Annotated in this window: 24 protein-coding genes; 7 read left to right on the forward strand and 17 right to left on the reverse strand. The window is 62.3% G+C overall.

Features of this window, described 5'->3' with window-relative positions; translation table 11 throughout:
• Positions 1–11: 11 nt before the first annotated feature.
• The 7 genes from sufA to AYK65_RS12970 all read right to left on the reverse strand — a co-directional run bounded on the left by sufA (position 12) and on the right by AYK65_RS12970 (position 7072).
• Positions 12–404, reverse strand: a complete 393-nt coding sequence (sufA, locus tag AYK65_RS12940) for a Fe-S cluster assembly scaffold SufA (RefSeq protein WP_026614033.1) — start codon at positions 402–404, stop codon at positions 12–14.
• Positions 405–502: 98 nt separating this feature from the next.
• Positions 503–883, reverse strand: a complete 381-nt coding sequence (locus AYK65_RS12945; protein WP_026614032.1) for an SUF system Fe-S cluster assembly protein — start codon at positions 881–883, stop codon at positions 503–505.
• Positions 884–893: 10 nt separating this feature from the next.
• Positions 894–2135 carry a cysteine desulfurase gene (locus AYK65_RS12950; RefSeq protein WP_046120927.1) on the reverse strand — a complete coding sequence of 414 codons (1242 nt, stop codon included), beginning with the start codon at positions 2133–2135 and terminating at the stop codon, positions 894–896.
• Positions 2136–2148: 13 nt separating this feature from the next.
• Positions 2149–3426 carry a Fe-S cluster assembly protein SufD gene (gene sufD, locus AYK65_RS12955; RefSeq protein ID WP_081158646.1) on the reverse strand — a complete coding sequence of 426 codons (1278 nt, stop codon included), beginning with the start codon at positions 3424–3426 and terminating at the stop codon, positions 2149–2151.
• Positions 3427–3448: 22 nt separating this feature from the next.
• A complete protein-coding gene (gene sufC, locus AYK65_RS12960) occupies positions 3449–4204 on the reverse strand; it encodes a Fe-S cluster assembly ATPase SufC (protein ID WP_026614029.1) in 756 nt (251 codons plus the stop codon).
• A gap of 77 nt (positions 4205–4281) precedes the next feature.
• Complete coding sequence (gene sufB, locus AYK65_RS12965) at positions 4282–5751, reverse strand: Fe-S cluster assembly protein SufB (RefSeq protein WP_026614028.1); 1470 nt, start codon at positions 5749–5751, stop codon at positions 4282–4284.
• A 154-nt stretch (positions 5752–5905) separates the two neighbouring features.
• Positions 5906–7072: a cysteine desulfurase family protein gene (locus tag AYK65_RS12970; RefSeq protein WP_046120926.1), complete on the reverse strand. Its 1167-nt coding sequence runs from the start codon at positions 7070–7072 to the stop codon at positions 5906–5908.
• 222 nt (positions 7073–7294) lie between these two features.
• Here AYK65_RS12970 and AYK65_RS12975 point away from each other — a divergent pair, with 222 nt between their 5' ends.
• A complete protein-coding gene (locus tag AYK65_RS12975; protein WP_026614026.1) occupies positions 7295–7972 on the forward strand; it encodes an alpha/beta hydrolase in 678 nt (225 codons plus the stop codon).
• Between the two features lie 66 nt (positions 7973–8038).
• Here AYK65_RS12975 and AYK65_RS12980 read toward each other — a convergent pair whose 3' ends face one another.
• Both AYK65_RS12980 and AYK65_RS12985 read right to left on the reverse strand, forming a co-directional pair.
• Positions 8039–9229 (reverse strand): GGDEF domain-containing protein, encoded by a 1191-nt coding sequence (locus AYK65_RS12980; protein WP_081158648.1) that lies wholly within the window; start codon positions 9227–9229, stop codon positions 8039–8041.
• Positions 9230–9336: 107 nt separating this feature from the next.
• Complete coding sequence (locus tag AYK65_RS12985; protein WP_081158650.1) at positions 9337–10491, reverse strand: anhydro-N-acetylmuramic acid kinase; 1155 nt, start codon at positions 10489–10491, stop codon at positions 9337–9339.
• 166 nt (positions 10492–10657) lie between these two features.
• On the opposite strand from AYK65_RS12985, the gene tyrS reads away from it, so the two are divergent.
• Positions 10658–11911, forward strand: coding sequence for a tyrosine--tRNA ligase (gene tyrS, locus AYK65_RS12990; RefSeq protein ID WP_026614023.1), 1254 nt, complete (start codon positions 10658–10660; stop codon positions 11909–11911).
• Positions 11912–12038: 127 nt separating this feature from the next.
• Here tyrS and AYK65_RS12995 read toward each other — a convergent pair whose 3' ends face one another.
• Positions 12039–15425 (reverse strand): YhdP family protein, encoded by a 3387-nt coding sequence (locus AYK65_RS12995; RefSeq protein ID WP_081158706.1) that lies wholly within the window; start codon positions 15423–15425, stop codon positions 12039–12041.
• Between the two features lie 533 nt (positions 15426–15958).
• Here AYK65_RS12995 and AYK65_RS13000 point away from each other — a divergent pair.
• From AYK65_RS13000 to AYK65_RS13020, 5 genes are all read left to right on the forward strand, one after another.
• Complete coding sequence (locus AYK65_RS13000; RefSeq protein ID WP_046120923.1) at positions 15959–16426, forward strand: peroxiredoxin; 468 nt, start codon at positions 15959–15961, stop codon at positions 16424–16426.
• A 16-nt stretch (positions 16427–16442) separates the two neighbouring features.
• Positions 16443–17270 (forward strand): ferritin-like domain-containing protein, encoded by an 828-nt coding sequence (locus tag AYK65_RS13005; protein ID WP_026614020.1) that lies wholly within the window; start codon positions 16443–16445, stop codon positions 17268–17270.
• An 89-nt stretch (positions 17271–17359) separates the two neighbouring features.
• The gene (locus AYK65_RS13010; protein ID WP_081158708.1) at positions 17360–18688 is read left to right on the forward strand and encodes a M23 family metallopeptidase; all 1329 of its coding nucleotides are present in this window, start codon (positions 17360–17362) and stop codon (positions 18686–18688) included.
• A gap of 197 nt (positions 18689–18885) precedes the next feature.
• Positions 18886–20373 (forward strand): DEAD/DEAH box helicase, encoded by a 1488-nt coding sequence (locus tag AYK65_RS13015; RefSeq protein ID WP_026614018.1) that lies wholly within the window; start codon positions 18886–18888, stop codon positions 20371–20373.
• Positions 20374–20383: 10 nt separating this feature from the next.
• Positions 20384–20791: an NUDIX hydrolase gene (locus AYK65_RS13020; protein WP_046120920.1), complete on the forward strand. Its 408-nt coding sequence runs from the start codon at positions 20384–20386 to the stop codon at positions 20789–20791.
• A 72-nt stretch (positions 20792–20863) separates the two neighbouring features.
• Here AYK65_RS13020 and AYK65_RS13025 read toward each other — a convergent pair whose 3' ends face one another.
• The 7 genes from AYK65_RS13025 to AYK65_RS13055 form a co-directional block, all read right to left on the reverse strand.
• Positions 20864–21181, reverse strand: coding sequence for a TfoX/Sxy family protein (locus tag AYK65_RS13025; RefSeq protein ID WP_026614016.1), 318 nt, complete (start codon positions 21179–21181; stop codon positions 20864–20866).
• Positions 21182–21184: 3 nt separating this feature from the next.
• Positions 21185–22801 carry an NTP transferase domain-containing protein gene (locus AYK65_RS13030; RefSeq protein ID WP_081158652.1) on the reverse strand — a complete coding sequence of 539 codons (1617 nt, stop codon included), beginning with the start codon at positions 22799–22801 and terminating at the stop codon, positions 21185–21187.
• Positions 22798–23502: an XdhC family protein gene (locus tag AYK65_RS13035; RefSeq protein ID WP_046120917.1), complete on the reverse strand. Its 705-nt coding sequence runs from the start codon at positions 23500–23502 to the stop codon at positions 22798–22800. The genes AYK65_RS13030 and AYK65_RS13035 overlap by 4 nt, the downstream gene beginning before the upstream one ends.
• A 3-nt stretch (positions 23503–23505) precedes the next feature.
• Complete coding sequence (locus tag AYK65_RS13040; protein WP_046121035.1) at positions 23506–23838, reverse strand: XdhC family protein; 333 nt, start codon at positions 23836–23838, stop codon at positions 23506–23508.
• Positions 23839–23942: 104 nt separating this feature from the next.
• Complete coding sequence (locus tag AYK65_RS13045; protein WP_081158654.1) at positions 23943–25205, reverse strand: vWA domain-containing protein; 1263 nt, start codon at positions 25203–25205, stop codon at positions 23943–23945.
• Positions 25206–25209: 4 nt separating this feature from the next.
• A complete protein-coding gene (locus tag AYK65_RS13050; protein WP_081158656.1) occupies positions 25210–26136 on the reverse strand; it encodes an AAA family ATPase in 927 nt (308 codons plus the stop codon).
• Between the two features lie 24 nt (positions 26137–26160).
• Entirely contained in the window at positions 26161–26688 is a 528-nt protein-coding gene (locus AYK65_RS13055) for a flavin reductase family protein (protein ID WP_046120914.1), read from the reverse strand.
• Positions 26689–26751: the final 63 nt, after the last annotated feature.

Genomic DNA, 26751 nt, shown 5'->3' on the forward strand with positions numbered 1-26751 from the left:
TGCGCAGCCGCTCAGTTCGGGCGCACCACCGGATTGCCCTGGGCGGCAAGTGCTGCGAGGTCTGCGGGCTTCAGTTCGACCGATTCGCCGCAGCCGCATGCGGACGTCTGGTTTGGATTCTTGAAGGTGAAGCCGGAGCGCAAGGCGGTCACTTCGAAATCCATCTGAGTACCGAGCAGATAGAGCACGGCTTCCGGCGCGACCCAGACCTTGGCGCCCTCATGTTCGACGAGATCGTCCTTGGCGTTGGGATCGGTCACGAGATCGACGGCATATTCCATGCCGGCGCAACCGCCCTTCTTGATGCTCAAGCGAATGCCCTTGGCATCATTGCCGGCATTCTCGACGATCGACCGGACGCGGCCGGCAGCGGCGTCGGTGAGGCTCATCACGGCAAAGCCCATAGGCTCGGTCTCCTTCATGTCACCGGGTTAAAGGCCCGGCGCTTTCCAGATTGAATGTAATGCCCGTGTGTTAACGGATCAATATGCCGCTCGCGGGCTCAGTACCAGCCGAGCGCGACCTGCGCCTCTTCCGACATGCGGTCCGGCGTCCACGGCGGGTCGAAGGTCATCGTCACTTCGACGCCCGAAACGCCCTCGACGGCGCCGACAGCGTTCTCGACCCAGCCCGGCATTTCGCCGGCAACGGGGCAGCCGGGTGCCGTCAGCGTCATGTCGATCTTGACCATACGGTCGTCCTCTATGTCGATCTTGTAGATGAGGCCGAGTTCGAAGATATCGGCAGGAATCTCCGGGTCGTAAACCGTCTTCAGCGCGGCGATGATGTCGTCGCTGAGGCGTGCCAGTTCCTCGGCCGGAATGGCCGAATGCACGATGCCTTCGCGGACATCGACCTTTTCTTGCGTTTGCTCGAGACTCATATCCGTCTCCCTAAGCGAAAAACTTGCGCGCATGTTCGAGCGCTTCCGCCAGCGCGTCGACCTCGGCCCGGGTATTGTAGAGGCCGAAGGATGCACGGCATGTGGAGGTGACGCCAAAGCGTTTCAAGAGCGGCTGCGCGCAATGGGTGCCTGCCCTGACGGCCACGCCCGCGCGATCGATCACCATTGAAACGTCGTGCGAGTGGACGCCGGCGATCTCGAAGGAAAAGATGCTGCCCTTGCCGGGCGCGTCACCGAAGACGCGGAGGGAGTTGACCGACGACAGGCGCTCGCGGGCATAGGCGGTGAGGTCCGCCTCATGCGCCCGGATCGCTTCGCGGCCGAGCTTCTCCATGTAGTCGAGCGCATAGCCGAGCCCGATCGCCTGAACGATCGGCGGCGTGCCCGCCTCAAAGCGGTGCGGCGGATCGTTGTAGGTGACACGGTCCTCGGTCACTTCCTCGATCATCTCGCCACCGCCCTGGAAGGGACGCATTTCCTTGAGCCGCTCCGTCTTGCCGTAGAGTACACCGATGCCGGACGGGCCATAGAGCTTGTGGCCCGTCATCACGTACCAGTCGCAATCGATGTCCTGGACGTCCACCGGCATGTGGACCGCGCCCTGGCTGCCATCGACGAGCACCGGAATGCCGCGCTCACGAGCGATGCGGCAGATCTCCTTCACCGGCACCACAGTGCCGAGCGCATTCGACATGTGGGTGATGGCGATGAGCTTCGTCCGCTCCGTCAAGCACTTGACGAAATCCTCCACGTGGAACGCGCCGTCGTCGTCGATCGGCGCCCAGACGAGCTTCGCACCCTGGCGCTCGCGAATGAAATGCCAAGGCACGATGTTGGAATGGTGCTCCATGATCGAAAGCACGATCTCGTCGCCCTCGCCGAGCTTCGGCATGCCGTAGCCATAGGCGACCGTATTGATCGCCTCCGTCGAGGACTTGGTGAAGATGATGTTCTCCACCGACGGCGCATTCAGGAAACGACGGACCTTCTCGCGCGCCCCTTCATAGGCTTCCGTCGCGGCATTTGAGAGGAAATGCAGGCCGCGATGGACGTTGGCGTATTCTTGGGCGTAGGCATGGGCGACTGCATTGATGACGACCTGCGGCTTCTGCGCCGATGCGCCGTTGTCGAGATAGACGAGCGGCTTGCCATAGACAGTCCTCGAAAGGATCGGGAAATCCCTTCTGACTGCTTCGACGTCATAGGTCGGCACCGGCACAGTATGTTCCATGTCCTTCGTCCAATCAGGCGTGTTTTTCGAGCCAGGCCGAGATCACGCCTTCCAGCGCCTCGACCAGCGCCTCATCATCTTCCAGTTCCTCGACGATCTCGGCAACGAAGGCATTGACGAGCATCGCACGCGCCTTCTTTTCCGGAATGCCGCGAGCGAGCATGTAGAAGAGCTGCGTGTGATCGATATCCGCGACGGTCGCGCCGTGGCCGCACTGCACGTCGTCAGCGAAAATTTCCAGCTCCGGCTTCGCCGACATGTCGGCCTCGTCCGAAAGCAGCAACGTGTTGCAGGCCATCTTCGCATCGGTTTTCTGCGCGTCCTTCGCAACCAGGATCTTGCCCTGGAACACGCCCCTCGCACGATCGAAGATTACGTTGCGGATGATCTCGCTCGAGGTGGTGTGCGGCACGGCATGGGTGAGCGTGAAGGTCACGTCCGTGTGGCTCTCGCCACCGAGCAGGTTGATGCCGCGCAGCGTCAGGTCCGCGCCCTCGCCGCTCGCCCTGCCATGCAGTTCCTGGCGTACCAGCTTGCCGCCGGCATTGATGACGAAGAGATGAAGCTTCGCGCTCTTGCCGAGATCGAAGCGGATCTGACCGAGATGGGTGTCGGCCGGTCCCTGCTGCTGCACGATGATCCAGATTACGTCTGCGCCTTCGGCAAGCGTAACGTCGCTGACCGAAGATACGAAACTTGCTTCCGCATTCGTCGACAAGTGTCGCTCGATCACGGTTGCCTTCGAACCGGCTCCGAAGGAGATGGGGAAGCGCGTATGCGCCTGCCCATGGCTCTGGGCGACCTGGATCTCGATCGGCGCTTGGAATTCCGCTCCCTCGGCGATCGTTATTTCAAGGCCGCCACGAACGAGGCCGCCATTGATCCGGCCGATCGCGTCGTCAGCGCCGAGCACGGCAAGCCCGGCCACAGCCGAGCCATCGATCAGGCTCTCGGTATAGGAGCGCGCGGCTATGCCTTCGGGAACGCTCTTGAGATCGGCCTGACCATTGCGTACCGAAAGCACCGACGAGCCCGGAACAATCGGATCGACGCGGTCGGCAAAGGCCGACGGGTCGGCGGAAGGCACGGCCCGCAGCAAGGTGCGCAGGTCCGTATAATGCCAGGACTCGACGCGCCGCGTCGGCAGACCGGCGGTCTTAAGCTCGTCTACCAGCATGTCGCGAAGCGACAGCACGGCACCGTCACCCGGCAGATCGCCGATCTGCGCGGTGTAGGCGTCGACGAGCGCCGTTTCGGCTGCCGTCATCTTGATAGCCTGTTGCATATTCATTCGAACACTCCTTCAACAGGCGTCAGGCTGCCGCCTCGATGATATCCGCGTAGCCGTTGGCTTCGAGTTCGTGCGCGAGCGATTTGTCACCGGACTTGATGACCTGGCCCTTGTAGAGGACGTGGACCGAGTCCGGAACGATATAGTTGAGCAGGCGCTGGTAGTGTGTGATGACGACGACGGCGCGATCCGGCGAACGCAGCGCGTTGACGCCGTCGGCCACGACCTTGAGCGCGTCGATGTCGAGGCCGGAGTCGGTCTCGTCGAGGATGCAGAGCTTCGGTTCAAGCAGCGCCATCTGGAGGATTTCCGCGCGCTTCTTTTCACCGCCCGAGAAGCCGACGTTCAGCGGACGGCGCAGCATTTCCGGCGCGATCTTGAGCTCGGCGGCGGCCTCCTTGACGCGACGCATGAATTCCGGCGTCGTCAGTTCGTCTTCGCCGCGATATTTGCGCTGCTCGTTCAACGCCACCTTGAGGAACTGCATGGTCGCCACACCCGGGATCTCGACCGGATACTGGAAGGCGAGGAAGATGCCCTTGGCCGCACGTTCGGAAGCGTCGAGTTCCAGGATGCTCTCGCCGTTGTAGAGAATATCGCCCTCGGTCACCTCATAGTCTTCGCGCCCCGAAAGGATATAGGAGAGCGTCGACTTGCCGGAGCCGTTCGGGCCCATGATCGCGGCAACCTCGCCGGCCTTCACGGTCAGGTCCAGGCCGCGGATGATCTCGGTGCCGTCTTCGGCGATACGTGCATGCAGATTCTTGATTTCAAGCATTTTCAAATCGTCCTCTTGGGCGAATAATTTCTCGCGCGCAAACCCGTGCGCGCCGGTTCGTTCATCGGGCCAGGGTCTTAACCAACCGAGCCTTCCAGCGAGATGCCGATCAGCTTCTGCGCCTCGACGGCGAATTCCATCGGCAGTTCCTGGATAACTTCCTTGACGAAGCCGTTGACGATCAGCGCGATCGCCTGTTCTTCCGGGATGCCGCGCTGCAGGCAGTAGAAGAGCTGGTCCTCGGAGATCTTCGACGTCGTCGCTTCGTGCTCGAACTGCGCCGTCGAGTTCTTCGCCTCGATATAGGGCACCGTATGCGCGCCGCACTTGTCGCCGATCAGCAGCGAGTCGCACTGGGTGAAGTTGCGGGCGTTTTCCGCCTTGCGGTGGGCGGAGACCTGACCGCGATAGGTGTTGTCCGAGACGCCGGCGGCGATACCCTTCGAGATGATGCGGCTCGACGTGTTCTTGCCGAGATGGATCATCTTCGTACCGGAGTCGACCTGCTGATGGCCGTTCGAAACGGCGATCGAATAGAACTCGCCGCGCGAGCCGTCGCCGCGCAGGATGCAGGACGGGTATTTCCAGGTGATCGCCGAACCGGTCTCGACCTGGGTCCAGGAGATCTTCGAGTTCTTGCCGCGGCAATCGCCACGCTTGGTCACGAAGTTGTAGATGCCGCCCTTGCCGTGCTTGTCGCCCGGATACCAATTCTGCACCGTCGAATACTTGATCTCGGCGTCATCGAGCGCGATCAGCTCGACTACCGCGGCGTGAAGCTGATTCTCGTCACGCTGCGGCGCCGTGCAGCCTTCCAGATAGGAGACATAGGCGCCTTCGTCGGCGATGATCAGCGTGCGCTCGAACTGGCCGGTGTTCCGCTCGTTGATGCGGAAATAGGTCGAAAGCTCCATCGGGCACCGGACGCCCTTCGGCACGTAGACGAAGGAACCGTCGGTGAAGACGGCGGAGTTCAGCGTCGCATAGAAGTTGTCCGACTGCGGTACGACCGTACCGAGATATTTCCTGACGAGATCCGGATGCTCCCGCATCGCCTCAGAGATCGACATGAAGATCACGCCGGCCTTCTTGAGTTCTTCCTTGAAGGTGGTGACGACGGAAACGGAATCGAACACCGCATCGACGGCGATCTTCGACTTCTCGACGCCGGCGAGAATCTCCTGCTCCTTCAGCGGAATGCCGAGCTTCTCATAAACCTTCAAGAGCTCCGGATCGACCTCCTCGAGCGACTTCGGCCCGGTCGTGCCCTTCGGAGCGGCATAGTAGTGGATCTCGTTGAAGTCGATCTTCGGATATTTGACGCGCGCCCAGCTCGGCTCGTCCATGGTCAGCCAGCGGCGATAGGCCTCGAGGCGCCACTCAAGCATCCATTCCGGTTCGTTCTTCTTGGACGAGATCAGGCGGATGATATCTTCGGACAGGCCTTTCGGAGCCTTGTCCATCTCGATCTTCGTCTCGAAGCCGTATTTGTACTGGTCCACGTCGATCTGGCGGACCTGATCAATGGTTTCCTGCACGGCAGGCATGTCGTTCTCCAATCTCGCCGGATACAAGGTCCGGTGGCTTGTCAACGCGGTGCAAATTCTGCGCACCGCTTATGTAATGGCTAAAAGGCGGTTTTCACCCCATTTGCCAAGCGGAAAATTGCTTTTCCGCAATTTCGTTCAATCCCTTCCGTCGTCAGGCGGCCTGCCCGGCCGAGCGGCGTCGCGCCGCCACTTTCGCGAACACGGCGGCGCAGCGCTCGATCTCCGCTTGCGTCGTCCGCTCGCCGATCGAAATCCTCAGTGCCCCCTGACGCGGATCATAGCCCATCGCCGTCAGCACATAACTCTGTCCTACCTTGCCGGAAGAGCATGCCGAGCCTGCCGAGAGCGCCACGCCTTCGAGATCGAAAGCGATCTGCCCCGTCTCTGCCTTCAGGCCGGGCAGCGTAAAGAAAGACGTGTTGGCGAGCCGCGAAGCGCCGCGCCCGTGGATCATCACATCCGGCGCGTGGGACTGCATTGCCACTTCGAGGCCGTCGCGCAGGGCTGCCACCGCCGCCATGCGCCCATCGATGTTCCTTGCCGCGGCACGGGCCGCAGCCGCAAAACCTGCCAACGCCGGCACATTCTCCGTTCCCGAACGATGTCCCTTTTCCTGTCCGCCACCGCGGATCAGCGGTGCAGGCATCATGATCTCGCCACGGGCGACGAGCGCCCCCGCTCCTTTCGGGCCGCCGATCTTGTGCGACGAGATGATCAGGAAATCGACGCCAAGAGCCTCGATCGAGAGCGGCACGCGGCCGGCCGCCTGTACCGCATCGACAACCAACAGACCGCCATGCGCACGGACGATGGCGGCGACCTCGGTGACGGGCTGGATGATACCGGTTTCATTATTGGCAAGCATCACCGCCACCATCGGCAAGCCGGCCTGACGGTCGTGCGCCTGAAGCAATGTTTCCAGTGCCGCGCAATCAACTATGCCGGCGGGGGTGACCGGGATCTCGCAAACATCTTCGCGCGGGAACCGCCCGCCTTCGCGGACGGCCGGATGCTCGATCGCCGAAACATAGAGCTTGCCGATCTTGAGCGGCGTGCGCCCCATGCGAAAATCCGGCGTCAGCACCAGATTGGCCGCTTCCGTCGCGCCGCTGGTGAAGATGACCGCCGAGGCTTGCGCGCCGCAGAGGGTGGCGACATCACGCCGGGCAGATTCAATGAGGGCGCGGACCGTCCGACCTTCGCCGTGCACCGATGACGGATTGCCGATGTGGCCGAGCGCGGACAGAACGGCCTCACGCGCTTCCGGCAGAAGCGGCGCCGTGGCGTTCCAGTCCATATAAATACGCTGTCCCGACATTGCTTCCTTTGCCCGAGCGAACGGCTCATCCCTATGAGCTACGCCGTTGCATTTTCCTTGAATTCTCCGCGCCGCTTGCCTTATGAGACGAAGCGCATGCGGAATGTCCGCACCGAAGTTTTGAACGGTTCTAAAGTAGGTTTTAGAAAAGCTGACTGCTTTAGTCAAGACAGCTTGGCGCTAAGAACCACGATTTGAACCAGAAACATTCCCGGAGAGCCAATGCCCGAAATCATCTTCAACGGACCGGCCGGTCGCCTCGAGGGCCGTTATCAGCCTTCGAAGCAGAAGAGCGCACCGATTGCGATCATCCTGCATCCGCACCCGCAGTTCGGCGGCACGATGAACAACCAGATCGTGTATCAGCTCTTCTACATGTTCCAGAAGCGCGGCTTCACGACCTTGCGCTTCAATTTCCGTGGCATCGGGCGCAGCCAGGGCGAGTTCGATCACGGCGCCGGCGAGCTTTCCGATGCGGCCTCCGCGCTCGACTGGGTGCAAAGTCTCCACCCGGATTCCAAGAGCTGCTGGGTGGCCGGCTATTCTTTCGGCGCCTGGATCGGCATGCAGCTCCTGATGCGCCGCCCGGAGATCGAAGGCTTCATGGCAGTCGCCCCGCAGCCGAACATCTACGACTTCTCGTTTTTGGCGCCCTGCCCCTCATCCGGCCTGATCATCAACGGCGATGCGGACAAGGTTGCGCCGGAGAAGGATGTCAACGGTCTCGTCGAGAAGCTGAAGGCGCAGAAGGGCATTCTGATCACGCACAAGACAGTCCCCGGCGCTAACCATTTCTTCAACGGCCAGATCGAAACCCTGATGGCGGAATGCGAGGACTATCTCGACCGCCGCCTCAATGGCGAGCTGGTGCCGGAGCCTGCGGCCAAACGCATTCGCTAATACGTCACCTGCTCAGCTAATTCGGACGGCCCGGAGATCGTGATCGGTTTCCGGGCCGCTTTGCACCTATGATCTTGCTCTACGTGGATTTGCGACGACGTGTACCGGCGCCTCCGCGCATTCCACCCGGTTCCTCCCACCCGCCTTGGCAGCATAAAGCGCCTTGTCGGCCCGCTGCATCGCCAATTCCAGCGGTTCTTCAGCAGCAACGACCGCAACGCCGAAGCTCGCGGTGACCGCAGCTACCTCCGGAAGACCAATGATCCGCGTCGACGCGATCGCGGCACGCATGCCATGAGCGAGCACCCGGGCGTCAGCCGGCCCGATCCGCGGAAGAAATACAGCGAACTCCTCGCCCCCGAGGCGCCCCGCCACAGCCCTGCTCGGCATAAGCTCGCGAAGTACGCACGAGAATTGCCGGATCACCTCGTCGCCGGCGTGGTGGCCGTATGTGTCATTGACCAGCTTGAAGCGGTCGAGATCGGTAAGGATCAGCGTGCCGGGACCGTCATCGCCTCCCTCCTGCAAGAGCGGAGCGACTCGGTCGGCAAAGCCGCGACGATTGCAGAGACCGGATAGCGCGTCGAGCTCCGAGCTGGCTCGCGCCTCGTCGATGATTTCCTTCACCATCACCCCAAGTATCGCCATGCCGGTTGCCACGATCAGCATGGCGCCCAAGGCCTGCGATACGAGCGCAAACGGGCTTGCGAGGTAATCCGCCGCCGTGGTCCCCGATTCGGCAGCGATCGCAGCGTAGACCTTCACTACGTAATAGATCGAGCTGAGGGCCAGGAGACAGAACAGGCTCCAGTCGGCACGGGAGCGGCGCTCGGACCGGATGATGGTCGAGGCCGACCAAGCTTGCACGAGGCAGAACGGCATCTGATAGAAGAAGGCGTGCTTAAGCGTTCCGCGAGGAAGGTCGTAAATGAGCAGATCGAGCACCACCGAACCGGCGAAAAGGGCTGTCGCGAAAGGCAAGTTCGCCGGGACACGGTAGAAGAAGCCGAGGCCGAAGCGGATCAGGATGAAGCCCGCAAGCACGCTTGCAAAGGCGCCGACGGCAAAAAGCTTCGGCACGAGCGAGAACGGCAGCACGGTCTCGAACACGGCAGAGAGCGAGGCGACTGCGAAACCACAGGCGCACCAGATCGCCGGCCGCTTCGCCTGACTCTTCGCTGCGACAACCAAAAAAGCCACGACGAAGACCTGGGCAATGATGAAGTTCACCGCCAGCAGGGAAATCGCACCACCCATCGACAGAATCCAAACCTCAGCCGCAGTTCAATCGATCCGCGACTCTCGCGCCTGTGGACCGTGAAGCAGCTTAGCGAGCGTGCACGAAGAAACCATTAAAACGAGGCTCAGCCGTGTCCCTTCAGAGCATCGGCCGGCTTCGAAGCCAACCGCCCACCGCTTACGGGTTGGTCGACGCCTGTCGTTCCCGGAAATGTCAGGGGCAGTCCCGTGAGGGATCGAACGGCCAAGTAGCCCCAGGCCTCCGCTTCCATGGAATCGCCGTTGAGCCCCAGTGCCTCCGCCGCGACTACTCGCCCTTCTGCTGCCTCCGCAAGCGAGCTCAGATCGCGCATGATGACGGGGTTGAGACGACCACCTCCGCAGATGATGTAAGTCTTGGGTGCTGTCGGAAGGTGTCGCGCGGACCGGATGACGGCGGCCGCCGTCACATAGGCGAGCGTACGCGCGCCGTCCTCGAGGCTCGCCTCATTGCCCGTCGGCGGCACGAAGTCGTTGCGGTCGAGCGAGCGGCGTTTTTCCGCGGTGAAGAAGGGATGGGAAAGGTAGCGGTCGGCAAGCTCGGCAAGAATATGGCCCTCGCTCGCGATCATGCCACCTTGATCGTAGGGGATGCCGGCATGGGCCTCGACCCATTGGTCGATCAGGGTATTGCCCGGCCCGCTGTCATAGGCGACGAGCTCATCACCGGCGCCGATGAAAGTGAGATTGGAAATGCCGCCGATGTTGACGAAGACGACGGGTGCGCTGATTTCCTTCCTTGCCGAGAGGCCGCGCGCCAGGGCCGCATGATAGGCCGGAATGAGCGGCGCTCCCTGGCCGCCATGGGCCATGTCATTGGCCCGCATATCGTAGACGACGTCGATTCCCGTTTCCCTCGCGAGCAGGTTGCCGTCGCCGATCTGCACCGTCAGCGCTTCATCGGGACGGTGCAGCACGGTCTGCCCGTGAAAACCTATTACATCAATGTTTTCCGGTAGAACGTTGTTATCCTTTAGATATGTCCGGATAGCCTCGGCATGGCGCAACGTCAGGTCGCGCTCCAGATCGGCGAGCGACCCTGGCCGTTCATCTCGCTTGGCAATCGACCTCGCATCCTCGAGGCCGCGCTTCAGGCGATCCCGGAACCGCGCATCATAGGGGTATCCGGCCGACGGTCCGCGACGAACGACGGTCTCACCATCCGTTTCAACGAGCGCGACATCGATCCCGTCCATGCTCGTGCCGCTCATCAGGCCGACCGCCGTCAACATTTTCCCCATGCACGTCCTCCGCTGGAATGTCTGATCGGACCGCGATGCCGGTCGAACGCCACGAATAGCTTTGGGCTTTCATAGCAAATCGGCGGCCGAGCAAAAACGTGCACTTTCGGCGAAACAATGATAAAGGCCCGCCGCAGACGTTCTACCCAGCCGAAAGAAACAGATTATGTCCGAGTTCAAGTCCGATTTCCTCCACACCCTCAAAGAACGCGGATTCATCCATACCACATCGGATGATGCCGGCCTCGACGAGTTGTTCCAAAAGGAAACCGTGACTGCCTATATCGGCTTCGATCCGACGGCTCCGAGCTTGCATGCGGGCGGCCTTATCCAGATCATGATGCTTCACTGGCTTCAGGCGACGGGGCACCGGCCCATCTCGCTGATGGGCGGCGGCACCGGCATGGTCGGCGATCCGTCCTTCAAGGATGAAGCCCGCCAGTTGATGACGCCTGAGACGATCGCTGCCAATATCGCGAGCATCAAGACGGTGTTCTCGAACTACCTGCGCTATGGCGACGGCCCGACTGATGCATTGATGATCAACAACGCCGATTGGTTGCTGGGTATCAACTACCTCGAATTCCTGCGCGACGTGGGACGCCACTTCTCTGTCAACCGCATGCTTTCCTTCGACAGTGTCAAAACGCGTCTTGATCGCGAGCAGTCGCTGTCCTTCCTCGAATTCAACTACATGATCCTGCAGGCCTACGACTTCGTCGAGCTTTACAATCGCACTGGATGCCGGCTGCAAATGGGCGGTTCGGACCAGTGGGGCAACATCGTCAACGGCATTGATCTCGGCCATCGCATGGGAACGCCGCAACTCTACGCCCTCACCTCGCCGCTGCTGACGACAGCCTCCGGTGCCAAGATGGGCAAATCGGTGAACGGCGCCATCTGGCTCAATCCGGACATGCTCGGCCCCTACGACTTCTGGCAGTACTGGCGAAACACCGAGGACGCCGACGTCTCCCGCTTTCTCAAGCTCTATACGACGCTGCCGATGCCGGAAATCGATCGGCTGTCGAAGCTCGGCGGTTCGGAGATCAACGAGGTCAAGAAGATCCTCGCGACCGAAGTCACCGCCATGCTGCACGGGCGCGCAGCCGCCGAACAGGCCGCCGAAACGGCGCGCAAGACATTCGAGGAAGGCGCGCTCGCGGAGAACCTCCCGTCGGTCGACGTCCCCGCCCCCGAGCTCGAATCGGGTGTCGGCCTGTTGAACCTCATGGTGCGAGCCGGCCTCGCGGGTTCGAACGGCGAGGCCCGCCGGCACGTTCAAGGCGGAGCCGTCCGCATCAACGATGACCAGATCAATGATGAGCGCAGGGTCGTGGGGAGCGGCGACGTGACCGGCGACGGCGTCATCAAGCTCTCGCTCGGCAAGAAGAAGCACATGCTCGTGCGGCCGGTCTAAAGCGCGTCACGCTTTAGGTCTTATCTTGTGCATGTCGTTGTCCCAAAACCGCTGCACACTTTTGGCCGACATGCATTGCGACGAGAATACGGAAACGAGCTCAAGGCCGGCGCTGCGCCGGCCTTTCTTATTGGAACTCGAAAATATTGCGGAAGACCCCCGGCGCTATGATCGAGAGCGGATTGATCGTCAGGTGCGGCTGATTGAACGGGCCGGTGAGCTTGAAAGTGATGCCGAGCAGGCCGCGGTCGCGACCGTTGCCGAGCAGAGCGCCGATCAGCGGCAGTTCGCCGAAAAGCCTGTTCAGGCCATAGGCCGGCATGAAGGTTCCGGTCATATCCATTCGGCCATTAGCGTCTCGGATCGTTCCCTGGAAGGTGGCGCCGACGTCGACGCCACGTAGCACGCCGCTGCCGACCCGGATCGTGCCGCGGTCGAGAAGGAGCTGCGCAAAGCCGCGCTCGAACTGCGCCGTGCTCACATCGATATTGCGCCGCACCGCCTGATTGAGGCTGCGCCCGTCTTCGCCGGCCGGCGTCGAGACCATCGATTGCAGCCTCTGTTCTCCGACGAGGGAGAATTTCCGGACATCCACCGTGCCGCGCCAGGAGTTGCCGCCCCGATCACGGAGCCGCAGATTGAGGAGGCCGCCGCGCATGTTGCGGTAGATGTCGGTGAAGCGCACGAAGGCACCGGCGTCGCTAGTCGTCAATTCGAGCGTGTTGTCGGCACCGGCCTTCACAAGCCGCGCAACCACGGCTTGGCCACTCGCCGTCAGCGCCGAGAGATCAATATCGTCGATCAGCGCGCCGCGTTTCGCATAGGCAAAGCTTACATCAGAGAAGACCTCGCCATTGAAGCCGGTAACCCGGTCGAGCCGCGCATTGATCTTCACGTTGCCGTCGTCGCTGGAGCCCGTTTCCTCCTTCGCGCGCGCGAGCGCTGGTCTGAGGTCCGCAGCCGAGCCTGTGAGCGCGACCGTGTAGCCGCCTTTGCCGCGGTCCACGGTCACCGCGAAGTCGTCGCCCTTGGTCAGGCGGACACCGCTCAGCCGGGCCGATGCCAGACCGGCGTCGTCCACGCGCAGATCCCCGGCGGCGCCGAAGCCGTCGCCCGTAAGATGGAAATCGCCTATTTCGGTGATGCCTTCACTGGCCTTGACAGTGAACTGTGCATGAGCGGCGATGCCGGGGCCCTTGCTCCAGCCGACCCAAGGCAAGGAGAGCGAGGCCCTGCCGAGGTCTGCCTTAACGGATTGGCTCCCGTCTTCGGTAAGCGATACGTCGACGCCGATCGGACCGCTCACGATGCCGGACAATGCCGGGGCGATCTTTGCGCGCGCCGCATCGTCGAGCGTTCCGGAGATTTCACGTGTTCTCGTCACATTCGCCTTGGCGTCCACTGGTTCGGTGAGCGCGATGCGCATCTTCGCGCCGTCGATCAGGGCGTCCGCCTGAAGTACGGCTTGTGCATTGTCGATCCGCATCGTTCCGGAGAGATTGGCGATCGAGCGCTCGGCGACCGGACGATTGATCGTGACATCCTCAAGCTGCATTTCCACCTGCCACAGCGGCGCAGGCGGCTTCTGGTCCGATATGAGCCCGAACCGCGCGCCGACCAGCGCCGTCATCGGTCCGGTGAAATCCTCAGGCACAAAGGGCGTCTTCTGCAGCGCCTGGATGGGCTTGTAGCGCACGAGTTCGGCTATGGCGTCGGCTTGCCCTCCGACGTTGATCTTCATCTCCGCCATCAGCGGCTTGGCGTAGACGTCGGGAATGATGAAATCGCCGCCGTCCAGTGCGACTGAGCGGCCGGAGGGGAAATAGGCCGCGCCCTTTCCTACCGCGACGGACATCCGCTCGCCGCTCAGGGTGAAGCGTCCGGACGTATCGCGCAGCGGCGGAATTTCGCCCGCGATATTGATCCGCGTATCATCGATGGCGAAATTGATGTTGAGCTCTTTCTCGTTGAGCCTGAGGTCGCCGCCGCTGTCGGCGATGCGCCCCTCCGGGATCGAGACCTCGATGCGTGCATCGGTCACGGTGCCGCCGAAGAGATTGCCGATCGCCCAGCGGCGGGCACCCTTGGCGAGCCACCAAGGCCACAATTGCTTGACGGCCGTCGAATGCATCCTGTCGCTGAGTGCAGCGAAACTGATCTGCGGCGACGTCTTGCCGAAGGAAGCCGAAAGCGAACCGACCATTGAGCCGAGCGGGCTCGAGATCGCCAACTGGTCGAAGATCAGCCGGTGGGTGTCGGCGTCGAAGCGCCCGCTCGCCTTGGCGTCAAAGGCGAGTGGACGCTCCTGCATGTCTTCGGGATCCGAGCTCGCGTCTTTAAGCAGAAGGTCGACGGCGAAGCCGTTCCGATCGGCCTCGGCGATCTTGTCGAGGTCGATCAGCGCGCCGGTGAAGGGAAACGTCGAGCGGCCGATCCTGACCATCGACGGCAGTATTTCCACGGATGCACGCTCGAAGTCATAGGACACGTTCAGTTCCGAAGGCTTAAGAGCGGAAACGAGCCCGCCGGCATGGAAGGAGCCCTCGGAAGTCTTAACGGCGACACTAAGCACCGGCTTCTTCCCGTCCGTCGCGCGCGTGGCCTTCAGCATCACGTCGGCGGCCGCGTCTATGCCGAAGGCATCCTCCTTGGCCAATTTGCCATGGTAGAGAAACGGCGAGAGCGGCAGGGCGTTGAGCGCGGCCTCGAAAGCGGCGACCCGACCTCCGCTACCGGGAGCCCGCGCCGAAAACTGCGCCTCTATGCCATCAACCGCCACCGTTCCGCCGACGCGCATGGAACTGTCCGGGTCGTGGCTGAACTCGAGCGTCCTTATCTCCACCGGAACTACGCGTCCGCGGGATCCCGCGACCGACAGGCTGAAATCCGAAAGCAATACTGTCTGCGTCGCCCTGCCCGCGGTCAGCCGCGACATACGGTCGACCTGCGCGAACAAGCCTTCGAGCGCCTCGCCGACATCGGCGATACGGATCTTGGTAAGGTCGATCGGCTCGCCGCGCGGCAACAGGCCCGTGTCGAGCTCGCCTCCTTCCGCTTCAAGCTTTGAGACGGAGATGCGGCCGGTCATGAGGGCGAAGGGGTCGAGCGCGATCGATATCGCGTCAAGATTGGCCAAGTGGCGGCCGGAACCGCTCTCCTTCAAGGTGACGCCGCGCGCCTTGAGCGCAAGCGCCCCTCCGCCGGTCATGCGCAGGACCGTGCTTTCCACATCGGCGCTGTAGTTCTCGCCGAGAGCCGCATTGAGTGCCGAGCGTGCGCGGGCGTTCAACGGTCCATCGACTAGCCCGCTTTCGATCGCGGCGACGAGCGAGGCAACAACGACGAAGACGACAAGCGAGCAGCAAAGAAGAATCCTGCCGCAGAGGCGCAGGGCACCAAGCCGCGTCGGCGTGTGCACAATGACCGGGTCATGAGCTTGCGCCGAGGGCAACGCATGCAGCGCGACGATGTCTTCCTTGCGAAAGCAGAGCCTTTCGCCGCGGATATCACTCATCGGCGCGAGCGTCCTCGACCTGATTGCCAAAATGCTTGTTTCCCGTCAGCCCGTTGTCACGTGCGAAGGCCGGTACTTTCTCTCGCCCCATGTAGACCACAATTTATCGAACCGAGTCACCACGCTTCGCATCTCATCTGTGGAAAGCGCAGGACAATTCCGTTTCCCCTCGGCATGCGACGAAGCATCAATAGTAACTCCTACAGCGCCGCGCGTCTTATCAGACGCGCAAGGTCGCTGTAGCGCTCTTGAACTGCTGAATGTCTTCTTAGAGCGAGGTCGATCTAAGAAGACATGCAATAGCCAAAAAAGCCGTCCGGCACCTGTCAAAAATCTAGCACAGACCCGCTGGACGGGCTCCCACGATCTTCGATATGCCCCTGCTTCGATATGCCCCTTGGAGCCCTTTTCCCGGCTCGATGGAAAACTTTGGCCGCCGAGCAAACGTTCCGAGCCGACAGAATGTTTCCATTGAGCTAGAAAGGCTCTAACTGCGGAATGTCCACAAAACTTGGCGTAAGAAAGGTTTAATCATGGCAGGATTGGGACCAGGCGATGTCGCTCCGGACTTCGAGCTTCCCCGTGACGGTGGTGGTACGATTTCGCTTAGCGCGGTTCGCGGCAGACCGGTGGTGCTGTTCTTCTATCCCAAGGACGACACCAAGACCTGCACGGAGGAAGCCATTTCCTTCTCAGCACTTGCGGGGGAGTTCGAACGCGCGGGCGTCGCCTTGATCGGCATATCGCCCGATTCGGCCAAGAGCCATGACCGCTTCACCAAGAAGTATAATCTCGCGGTCGCGCTTGCTGCGGACGAGGAAAAGGCGGTGGTCAACGCCTATGGCGTCTGGGTCGAAAAGAGCATGTACGGACGCAAATACATGGGCGTCGAGCGAACGACCTTCCTCATCGATCGTCAGGGCACCATCGTCCGCGTTTGGGAGAAGGTCAGGGTTGCCGGCCACGCCGACGAGGTATTGGCCGCCGCCAAGACCATTTGAGCCGATTGGGCAAGCGATGACGACGCTTCCGCAATTCCATAGCCTGCGCGGCGCAGCCGTCGAGGCGGTCCGCGCGGCGGACCTTGCCGTCAAGACAGAACTTGCGCAGGAGGCCGCCCGTCGCTGGCAGGCGCGATCGCTGTCGTTACGCTCGCCGCTCGATCGCTCCGTTCCCGAGCGGCCTGGCCGTCCGGAGAGGCCGGTTCTGACGCCGCCGACCCAGGTCAAGCGGCGCTCGCTCGGTTCGCTCAAAGGGCGAATCGCCCTCCTCCATGCCATCGCTCATATCGAATTGAACGCGGTCGACCTCGCCCTCGATATCGTCGCGCGGTTTGCTTCCGAGGCCGTTCCCAACTCCTTCTTCGACGGATGGATGCAGGTTGCCTTCGAGGAGGCCAAGCATTTTCGCATGGTCAGGCAGAGATTGAATGATCTCGGCGCGGACTATGGCGACCTGCCCGCGCATGATGGTCTCTGGCAGGCCGCTCACGATACGCGCAACGATCTGACGGCCCGCCTCGCCGTGGTTCCGCTCATCCTCGAGGCGCGTGGTCTCGATGTCACGCCGGCGCTACGGGCGAAGATGCGCGAAACCGGCGATCACGAAAGCGCCGCCGTCCTCGACGTGATCTATGAAGACGAAAAGGGGCACGTCGCAGTCGGGGCGAAATGGTTCCGCTTCCTTTGCGCGCGCCAGAGGAAGGACCCGGCCGCGACCTTCCAGGCGCTGGTGCGAGCGAATTTCCGCGGGCCGCTTAAGCCGCCGTTCAACGACATAGCGCGGGCGGAAGCGGGGCTGACGCCCTCCTTCTACCGCTCGATGACCGCATCGACGAACATCTGACCAGGCGCCCACTCACGCTTTGTTAACCCTAATAAAGTGTAATCATTCCCGGGCAACGCGACTTGGTTCGCATCGGCGGGGGTGATGTGGTGTCTGTTCGGTCGGCAAACAGCGCCTTCGGAAAGCGCAGGCAAAACCACGTCCTGCTCCTGGCGAGCGGCGACAAGGTCAGACATATGACGGTCAGTCCCTGGATGGTGGCGCTCGCCACCTCCGCCGCCGGCGTTTTCGCTGTCGGCTATCTTGCCGCTACCGCTTATCTCGTGCTTCGCGACGATTTGATCGGCGGCACGATCGCGCGTCAGGCGCGCATGCAGCATGAATACGAGGACCGAATCACTGCGCTTCGGGCGCAGGTGGACCGGGTGACCAGTCGGCAATTGCTCGATCAGCAAATCGTCGAAGAAAAAGTCGAAAAGCTCCTTCAGCGGCAGTTGGCGCTGAGCGCCCGAACCGACAAGCTTGGCGTATTGGCGGAAAGCCGGAAAGACCCGGACGATATCGGCCAGGAAGCAGCCGTGCCTACCACGGAGCCGCTGGCCTACCAACGCGGCGCCGACACCTCTGGCGGCATCAAGGCCATCGAAAAGATCATGGGCATGGCCGGTGAGGATGCTGCACCATCAGGCCGTCGCGCTGCGCTTGGCTTTGCTCCGCCCGCCGCTGCGGACGAAAACGGCGAGAGCGTTTCCGACCGGGCGGACCGGATATTCTCGAAGGTCACCCTGTCGCTCAAAGGCATCGAACACGACCAGATGGCCCATGTGCGACAAATGACGGACGGCGCGCGCAGAGCCTCGGAAGCGATCAGGACGATCGTCGAACGCACGGGCTTCACTTTCCCCGCGATGTCGGAAGCGCCTGTGGCGGACGCCGCAACGCAGACGGGGATCGGGGGCCCCTTCGTCGAGCCGCAGAACGAGGATCGCTTCGACCAGTCGCTGGTGGCTCTGGATAGCGCTCTTGTCGAGCTCGACCGGACCCGCGACGCCGCGCGGAAGCTCCCCCTCGCCAATCCTGCGCCGGCAAGCGACATCACCAGCAGTTTCGGGAATCGGCCAGACCCCTTCCTCGGACGTCTAGCGCTTCATGCCGGCATCGATTTTCGCGCGGCGATCGGGACACGTGTCCGGTCTACCGCAGCGGGAACCGTAACCGCAGCCGGCCCGGCCGGCGGATACGGCAACATGATCGAGGTCGATCATGGCAACGGCGTCTCGACCCGCTACGCGCACCTGGCGATGATCCTGGTCGATGTCGGCGATCAGGTGAAGGCCGATCAGGTCATCGGCAAGTCCGGAAGCACGGGGCGGTCGACAGGGCCCCATCTTCACTACGAGGTTCGCCTGAATGGCGAGGCCGTCGATCCAATGCAGTTCCTGCAGGCCGGAACGAGGCTCGCCGGCTACCTGGATTGAGGATCAGGAAGCGCGCATCACCTCCTCGCGCTTGACAGGAAACGCGACAGATGCGCACCTATTTACCTTCTGGCGCTTCAACGTGCTGGATTTCTTGACTTTCGACGCCTTTCGTCTTAAGAGCGCCGCCACATGCTGGTGCATTTTCCATCGATCGATCAGTGTTCTATTGAACCGGAACGGAAACAGTCTCCCCTTTGACCAATTTTGCTGACCTTGGCCTAAGCCAAAAAGTTCTCTCCGCAGTTACCGACGCGGGCTACACAACGCCGACGCCTATTCAGACAGGAGCCATCCCACCGGCCCTGCAGCGGCGCGATATTCTCGGAATCGCGCAAACCGGAACGGGAAAAACGGCATCCTTCGTGCTGCCGATGCTGACTCTTCTGGAGAAGGGACGCGCCCGCGCCCGTATGCCGCGCACGCTGATCCTCGAACCGACGCGCGAGCTCGCGGCACAGGTCGCGGAGAACTTCGACAAGTACGGCAAGAATCACAAGCTCAACATCGCGCTTCTGATCGGCGGCGTGTCCTTCGACGAACAGGATCGCAAGCTCGAACGCGGCGCCGATGTCCTGATCTGCACGCCCGGCCGTCTGCTCGACCATTTCGAGCGCGGCAAGCTGCTGATGTCGGGTGTCGAGATCCTCGTTATCGACGAAGCCGACCGTATGCTTGACATGGGCTTCATTCCGGATATCGAGCGAATCGCAAAGCTCATCCCCTTTACCCGACAAACGCTGTTCTTTTCGGCGACGATGCCGCCGGAAATCCAGAAGCTTGCCGATCGCTTCCTGCAGAACCCCGAGCGCGTGGAGGTTACGCGCGCCGCCTCTACGGCGACAACGGTGACACAACGTTTCGTCGCCTCGCATGCGAAGGACTATGAAAAGCGTGCCGTACTTCGAGATCTCATTCGCGCTCAGGATGACCTGAAGAACGCGATCATCTTCTGCAATCGTAAGAAGGATGTTGCCGAGCTCTTCCGTTCGCTCGACCGCCACGGCTTCTCCGTCGGCGCGCTGCATGGCGACATGGATCAGCGGTCGCGCATGACGATGCTTGCCAACTTCAAGGACGGCAACATCAAGCTGCTCGTCGCCTCCGACGTCGCAGCGCGCGGACTGGATATTCCGGATGTCAGCCATGTCTTCAATTTCGACGTGCCGATCCATGCGGAAGATTATGTCCATCGCATCGGCCGCACCGGTCGTGCCGGCAGGTCCGGCGCGTCCTTCACCATCGTCACGAAGCGCGACGCCAAGTTCTCCGATGCCATCGAGAAGCTCATCGGCCAGAAGGTCGAATGGCTGAGCGGCGATCTTTCCGAGCTACCGGAGCCCATGGAGAGCCACGACAGCCGGCGTGATCGCGGACGCGATGGCCGCAAGGAACGAAAGAAGGATACGGAGCGTTCCGGCAAGGCGCGCGCCGAGCACAGGTCCGATGTCGCCCGAAACAACGGTGCAGAGGAACTCGAACCGATTGCGGAAAGGGTTGACGCGGTGAAGACGGAACGTAATGCCGACAGCAAGCAGAGCCATCCAGGCCGCGCGCAGCGTGCTGCCAACGACGACAATCGCGACCGTCGGAACCGGAATCGCCGCGACCATGACGATGGTCCGACACCGGTCGGATTCGGCGACGAGATTCCGGCCTTCATGCTGATCGCCGGCAAGGCCTGATTGCGGGGCCATGGCCTCCCCAGGCATCGACTTTCCCGGTCTCGGTTGCGGCCTCGCCATCCTGCGTGACGGCAAGATCCTGCTTTGCCGCCGCCTGAAGGCGCCGGAGGCAGAACACTGGAGCATCGTCGGCGGCAAGGTCGACCACATGGAACGCTCCGAGGATGCCGCCCGACGCGAGGCGGAGGAGGAAAGCGGCCTCTCGATTCATTCGACGCGTTTTCTGTGCATCAGCGAACAGATGATCGAATCCGATCGGCAACATTGGATCTCGCTGATCTATGTGACGGAGGATTTCTCCGGCGAGCCGCGCCTCACCGAGCCCGACAAGCTCTCCGAGATCGGCTGGTTCGACCTTACCGCGCTGCCCCAGCCTTTGTCCCGCTTCGCCGCGGATGCGATTCGAGCGCTCGGTTAGCGAGAGCAATTCCAGGAAAAGTGTGTAACCGGTTTCCGTCCGAAATTGCGGAGGTTCAAAGAGCTAGCCGTTCTACTTCTTCGCCCTGAGCGCGGCCGCATAGGCCAACTTCACCCAACGGGCCATTTCGTCCGGGTCGTCGTAGGCCACTTCAGGAATGCTCCAATAGGGCATCTTTACCGGCTTGCCTTTGCCTTCATAGCTCCATTGCCGGCTGCCTGCCTCCTCCAGCTCCGGGGCCGACTGCGCGTCGCCTTTCAGAAGGATCTCGCCATTCACCTCGACCGCAAGGATCGCCCCTTCGTAATAGATGCCCTTGCCACCGAACATGCGGCGGATCGTAACGGGTCCCAGGGTTTCGAACATTTCCTCGATCGCCGCATTGTCCATTATTCACTCCTTCAAGACGCCGCCCGCCGCCACGATTGCCTCGGGCGTATCGAGGTCAAGGCGGGCGGCCGCACCCAGTTCGACATCGATTACCGGAAGACCGCACCGCTCCACTATATGTCTCGCTCCGACGTCGCCGACGAGCTCGCGTACGGCGGCGAAGGTTTCCCTCGGCAGAATGACCGGGTTGCCGCGCTGCCCATCTGCCACCGCTCGCACGACAGCTTGCCCCGCTTCGGCATCAAAAGCCGCAATCAGCTTCGAGAGATGTTCGGACCCGATGCCCGGCATATCGGCGAGCATCACCAAGATTCCGCTAACCGCATCCCCCACCGATGCGAGGCCCGCCACCAGCGAGGATGCCATGCCGCTGGCATAGTCGGGATTGGAAACGACCGTGACCGGCAGGCCCGCGAGCGCGGCCCGTATCTCCTGCTCGCGGTGTCCGGTAACAACGACGACCTTGCCATTGCTGGCCGCAAGCGCTGCTTCAGCTGAGCGGCGAACAAGAGGAACACCGTTGAACTCGGCGAGAAGCTTGTGCCGGCCCTCCGGCCCCATCCGGCTTGCCCGGCCGGCCGCCAGCACGACGATCGCCACCGGGCCCGGTCGGTCGCTGACGGCCTTCTCCCGCGGCTGCGGCCGTGTCGGTATCTCCTTGAGCAGGCCGCCGACCCCGAGCCCGGTAATATCGGTTGAGGTGGGCCACTCGCCGGCGAGCAGACGGTCCAGTATCCAGTCGAAGCCATTCTCCCTCGGGCTTCGGGCACAGCCCGGCGCCCCCAGAACAGGGATTTCACCCACCCGGCCGAGGATGAGCAGGTTGCCGGGATCGACGGGCATGCCCACGTGCTCGACCACGCCGCCGGCGCGCCGAATGGCGGCGGGCACGACATCTTGCGGGTCAGCCACCGCCGAGGCGCCGAAGACGATGATCAGATCATGAGCAGCCTTGACCTCGGCGATTGCGGCAGCGACCGCCTCCTCGGCATGGGCGACTCGCAGTTCGGTGTCGATTCGGCTTCCGGACTGCAGGAGCCGCGCGGAAAGGACGGCGCGCGTCTTGTCCATCACCTGGAGTTTGAGCGATGGCAACTCAGTTGCAATCAAGGCGGCGCGACGCGCCGTGAACGGCTTCACCTCGAAGGCAGGCTCGGCGCGCAACAAAGCGGCAGCTTGCTCGACCGAGGCGCCTGGCACGGCAAGTGGAATGATCTTGATCGTCGCGACCATGTCACCGGCGTCGACGGCGACGTGGTCGGCAAGACAGGCGAGCGTGATCGCCGGATCGATCCGGTTCAATCGGTCGACGACGACGCGATCGGCGACGAAAAGGCCGGCAACGGTCGCATAGATGTTGACCCGACCGGTCGCCGCTTGCGAGAAACGGAGGTGATCCGGGGCGATCGCAGCGGCAACGCGCGCCGCCGCCTCGTTTTCCGGCAGATCGCCCGCCTCTAGCCGAGCGGCGACAACCTCCGCCACGTCCGCTTCGGCAAGCGCCGCGATATCGGCGGCGCTGAGGCGATGGCCCTTGGCGAGCTTCAATGTATCGGCCTTCAGCGCATGCGCGAGGATTACGCCTTCCGCCTCAGCGAGCGGCATGGAACCGAACCTCATGGCGCACCTCCTGCGCCGCTGAGATCGCGCCGCCGCAAAGCGTCAATGATTTCCGCCAGAACGGCGACGGCAATCTCTGCGGGGCTTGCGGCGCCTATGTCGAGGCCGATCGGCGCCCTGATTCGTTCGATCGCCTCCGCGGAGACGCCGGCCTGCAGCAGGCGTTCGACGCGGCTCGCATGGGTCTTGCGACTGCCGAGTGCACCCACATAGAAGCACCCCGCCTCCAATGCGGCCCTGATTGGATAATCGTCGATCTTCGGATCGTGCGTTAGGGCTGCAAGCGCCGTGTAACGGTCGAGCGGCCGCGCGGGCAGAACATCTTCCGGCCAATCGGCGACAAGCTCGACGCCCTGGAAGCGCTCGGCGGTCGCAAAGGCGGTACGCGGATCAATGACCGCCATGTCGAAGCCCGCGACGGGCGCAAAGCGGGCTAGAGCCTGCGAGATGTGAACCGCGCCGATGACGACGATGCGCGGCGGCGGCAAGTGGACGTTGAAGAACAGCGATCGCCCTTCGATGGTTGCAGCCCCGGGCCGACCGGTGCGGAGCGCCCCCGAAAGCGCGGCATCCCATTCGTGTGGAAAATCCGCTCCTTCGAAGAAGACCTGCGCGCTGCCCTCCGCAAGATCGGTGACGACGACAGCCGCCCGTCGCGCTGCTCGGGCCGCATTGAGTGTCTGGAGTGTGGAGAGTTCCATCGTTCAGCCGTCAATTCGCTCGACATAGATGCGGATCCGACCGCCGCAGGAAAGTCCTACCCGCCAGGCGGTTTCGTCGGCGACACCGAATTCGAGGATCTTCGGAACGCCGGACGCGATCACATCTGCGGCCTCGGCAATGACGGCGCCCTCGACGCAACCGCCCGAGACCGAGCCTTGGAAATTGCCCTCTCGATCGATGACCAGATGACTGCCGGCAGGACGGGGCGCTGAGCCCCAAGTCTCGATGACCGTGGCAAGAGCCACGGCACGTCCCTGGCCGCGCCAGGCTTCGGCAGTTTCCAAGGGGTCGAGGGCGTTCGGCTCATTCAGCATCGCATGCACTCCAGTTTCGTTCCCTTAGATCGTGGCGATTCTCGATCGAAGCAAGCCACATGATCGTGATTGCTCTATCGCCCTTTGGCCGAATGCAGCGCATCTCACAGCCGCTGTTCGCCCCTCGCTCCATTCAGGAAGCGTCGCGGATCGGCGTCGCGCGTCCTTTGAGCGGAGAGCGATTTCACCAACTCTGCGACGGATTCGAGATTGTGCACCGCCCGAAATTCGTCGACATGCGGCAGCATTGCCCTGACGCCGCGGGCGCGCGCCTCGAATCCATCGAATCGCAGAAGCGGGTTGAGCCAAATGAGACGTCGGCAAGAGCGATGCAGGCGGTCGATCTCGACCTGCAATTCGGTCGTGTCGTCGCGCTCGAGCCCATCGGTTATCAAGAGTACGATGGCACCCTGCCCGAGCACTCGGCGCGACCAGCGGCGATTGAACTCGCGAAGTGTCTCGCCGATGCGTGTCCCGCCGGACCAGTCCTCAACGGCCGCAACGCATTCGTCGAGCGCTTCATCGGGGTCACGGTAGCGCATCTGACGGGTGACGTTCGTCAGCCGCGTGCCGAAAAGAAACGTGTGGACCCGATGCCGCTGCTCAGTCAACGCGTGCAGGAAATGCAGGAAAACGCGCGTGTACTGACTCATGGAGCCGGAAATGTCCGCGAGCACAGCCAGCGGCGGATGAACGCGGCGCGGCTCGCGAAAACGTGGCAGGATGAAATCGCCCCCAAGTCGCATGGCGTCGCGCATGGTCGCTCTAGGATCGATCCGCCTCGGCCGATGCGAAGTCCGATAGCGTCGCGTCCGCACTCGATCGAGCGGCAGCAGCAGAGAGGAGAGCGCCTTCCGGGCCTCGACGATTTCGGCCGCGCTCATTTGGGCAAAATCCGCTTTGTGGAATAGCTCCCGGCCAGAGGCGGTATAGCGCGCGTCGATCTCCATTTCCGGCGCCTCCCGCGGCGGCCGGGCGTCATGCTGTCCGGCAAGAAGCGAATCGCCGATACGCGCTTGGCCGGGACGCCGCCGGTCTTCGCGGCGCTGCGGCAAGACCGGCGACATCAGTGCGATCATCTTGCTGACGAGATCCCGCGGACGCCAGAAAAGTCGAAATGCTTCGTCGAAGAGCGCCTGATCTTCGTGCCGCTTCACGAAGATACACTGGAGCGCCGCGTAGAATTCAGCACGCGATCCGATCCCGATCAGGCTCACGGCGTTGATGGCATCCGCGATGGCGGCGGGTCCGATCCTCAACCCCGCGCGCCTGAGAGCCCGGGCGAAGAAGACGATATTGTCGGCGAGCCGTCCTTCTCTGGGCAGCGACGGAAGCTCGAGGCCATCGATACGCGGCTCTCCAGTCATGATTTCAACCCTGCGCCAGCTCGGCCTTCACCTCGGCAAGCAGCCGCCGCCCCTCCGCGCCTTCAATCCTGGCAATATCGTCCTGGTATTTGAGAAGGGTGCCGAGCGTATCGGCGACCTTCTCGGGATCGAGCGCCAGCGCATCGAGCTCCGTCAGTGCCGTCGCCCAGTCGATCGTCTCGGCGACGCCGGGGTTCTTGAAGAGATCGACCGATCTGAGCTTCTGCACATAGGCGACGATCTCGCGGGAGAGCATCGCGTTGCAGCCGGGCACCTTGCGGCGAATGATCTCGAGTTCCTGCGCCGCCTTTGGATAGTCGACCCAATGGTAGAGACATCGCCTCTTCAGCGCGTCATGGATTTCGCGTGTGCGGTTTGTGGTGATGATGACGATCGGTGGTTCGCTGGACTTGATCGTGCCGAGTTCGGGGATGGTGACCTGGAAGTCGGACAGCACTTCAAGGAGGAATGCCTCAAATGCTTCGTCGGTCCGGTCGAGCTCATCGATCAGGAATACCGGCGCGCGCCCGGCGACGGTCGATATCGCCTGCAAAACCGGGCGGCGGATTAGGAACCGCTCCGAGAAGATGTCGCTTTCGATCCTTTGCCGGTCAACCGTGCCGGTCGCCTCCGAAAGCCGGATCTCGAGCATCTGCGCCGGATAATTCCATTCATAAACGGCCGAAGCGACGTCGAGGCCTTCGTAACATTGCAGACGGATCAGCGGGCGGTCGAGCGCCTGGGCGAGGACCTTGGCGATCTCGGTCTTGCCGACGCCTGCCTCGCCCTCCAGGAACAGGGGACGCTTCATTCGAAGCGCCAGGAAAAGAACGGTCGCGAGGGCGGTGCCGGCGAGATAATCATGCGCTTCCAGCATCGCGATCGTCTCGTCGATGGACTGGGGTAGCTTCCCTGTCTCGTGTCGCGCCATATTTCCTCCGCAGGCAGGGAAAACTTATAGCGTGCGATATCCCCGGTCCACATAAATGAGCGGCGGCTGCTTCTCGCCGATCTGCACGTCGACCACTTCGCCGAAGAGGATGAGGTGGGTTGCCATGATTTTAGCCTCGATCAGGCGGCAATCGAAGGCGGCAACCGCATCGACGAGGATCGGGGCGCCGGTCATCCGCTGCGTCCATCGCCCGAGTGCGAAGCGGCGGTCCATATCGAGCTGATCGCGGCCCGAAAAGGCATGCGCCAAAGCGAGGTGCTGTCCGCCGAGGAGGTTCAACGCAAAGCTGCCGCCGCGCGAAAAGATGTCGTTGCGGCTGTTGGCGGCGTTAAGGCAGGCAAGCACGGTTGGCGGATCGTCCGATACGGAGCAGGAGGCTGTGATCGTCACGCCGCGCCGTTCCCCGCCGTCGGCCGCAGTGATCAACTGCACATGCGACGACATGCGACTCATCGCGTCGCGGTAGGTTATCGGGTCCAGCCGGGTCTTCTCCAACACATCTCGCTCCGGAACGATATCTCGCTCATACATAGACTCTCGTGGAAAATATGAAACCCGGCGCAACGAGAATCTTGCCGATCCGCGGCCATTGAG

This window comes from Ensifer aridi (genome assembly GCF_002078505.1).
GTDB lineage: Bacteria > Pseudomonadota > Alphaproteobacteria > Rhizobiales > Rhizobiaceae > Sinorhizobium > Sinorhizobium aridi.

Excerpts from the sequence above, each read along its gene's own strand:
- sufA (WP_026614033.1), bottom strand. The coding sequence starts at position 404 with ATGGGCTTTGCCGTGATGAGCCTCACCGACGCCGCTGCCGGCCGCGTC.
- AYK65_RS12945 (WP_026614032.1), bottom strand. The coding sequence starts at position 883 with ATGAGTCTCGAGCAAACGCAAGAAAAGGTCGATGTCCGCGAAGGCATC.
- AYK65_RS12950 (WP_046120927.1), bottom strand. The coding sequence starts at position 2,135 with ATGGAACATACTGTGCCGGTGCCGACCTATGACGTCGAAGCAGTCAGA.
- sufD (WP_081158646.1), bottom strand. The coding sequence starts at position 3,426 with ATGAATATGCAACAGGCTATCAAGATGACGGCAGCCGAAACGGCGCTC.
- sufC (WP_026614029.1), bottom strand. The coding sequence starts at position 4,204 with ATGCTTGAAATCAAGAATCTGCATGCACGTATCGCCGAAGACGGCACC.
- sufB (WP_026614028.1), bottom strand. The coding sequence starts at position 5,751 with ATGCCTGCCGTGCAGGAAACCATTGATCAGGTCCGCCAGATCGACGTG.
- AYK65_RS12970 (WP_046120926.1), bottom strand. The coding sequence starts at position 7,072 with ATGTCGGGACAGCGTATTTATATGGACTGGAACGCCACGGCGCCGCTT.
- AYK65_RS12975 (WP_026614026.1), top strand. The coding sequence starts at position 7,295 with ATGCCCGAAATCATCTTCAACGGACCGGCCGGTCGCCTCGAGGGCCGT.
- AYK65_RS12980 (WP_081158648.1), bottom strand. The coding sequence starts at position 9,229 with ATGGGTGGTGCGATTTCCCTGCTGGCGGTGAACTTCATCATTGCCCAG.
- AYK65_RS12985 (WP_081158650.1), bottom strand. The coding sequence starts at position 10,491 with ATGGGGAAAATGTTGACGGCGGTCGGCCTGATGAGCGGCACGAGCATG.
- tyrS (WP_026614023.1), top strand. The coding sequence starts at position 10,658 with ATGTCCGAGTTCAAGTCCGATTTCCTCCACACCCTCAAAGAACGCGGA.
- AYK65_RS12995 (WP_081158706.1), bottom strand. The coding sequence starts at position 15,425 with ATGAGTGATATCCGCGGCGAAAGGCTCTGCTTTCGCAAGGAAGACATC.
- AYK65_RS13000 (WP_046120923.1), top strand. The coding sequence starts at position 15,959 with ATGGCAGGATTGGGACCAGGCGATGTCGCTCCGGACTTCGAGCTTCCC.
- AYK65_RS13005 (WP_026614020.1), top strand. The coding sequence starts at position 16,443 with ATGACGACGCTTCCGCAATTCCATAGCCTGCGCGGCGCAGCCGTCGAG.
- AYK65_RS13020 (WP_046120920.1), top strand. The coding sequence starts at position 20,384 with ATGGCCTCCCCAGGCATCGACTTTCCCGGTCTCGGTTGCGGCCTCGCC.
- AYK65_RS13025 (WP_026614016.1), bottom strand. The coding sequence starts at position 21,181 with ATGGACAATGCGGCGATCGAGGAAATGTTCGAAACCCTGGGACCCGTT.
- AYK65_RS13030 (WP_081158652.1), bottom strand. The coding sequence starts at position 22,801 with ATGAGGTTCGGTTCCATGCCGCTCGCTGAGGCGGAAGGCGTAATCCTC.
- AYK65_RS13035 (WP_046120917.1), bottom strand. The coding sequence starts at position 23,502 with ATGGAACTCTCCACACTCCAGACACTCAATGCGGCCCGAGCAGCGCGA.
- AYK65_RS13040 (WP_046121035.1), bottom strand. The coding sequence starts at position 23,838 with ATGCTGAATGAGCCGAACGCCCTCGACCCCTTGGAAACTGCCGAAGCC.
- AYK65_RS13045 (WP_081158654.1), bottom strand. The coding sequence starts at position 25,205 with ATGACTGGAGAGCCGCGTATCGATGGCCTCGAGCTTCCGTCGCTGCCC.
- AYK65_RS13050 (WP_081158656.1), bottom strand. The coding sequence starts at position 26,136 with ATGGCGCGACACGAGACAGGGAAGCTACCCCAGTCCATCGACGAGACG.
- AYK65_RS13055 (WP_046120914.1), bottom strand. The coding sequence starts at position 26,688 with ATGTATGAGCGAGATATCGTTCCGGAGCGAGATGTGTTGGAGAAGACC.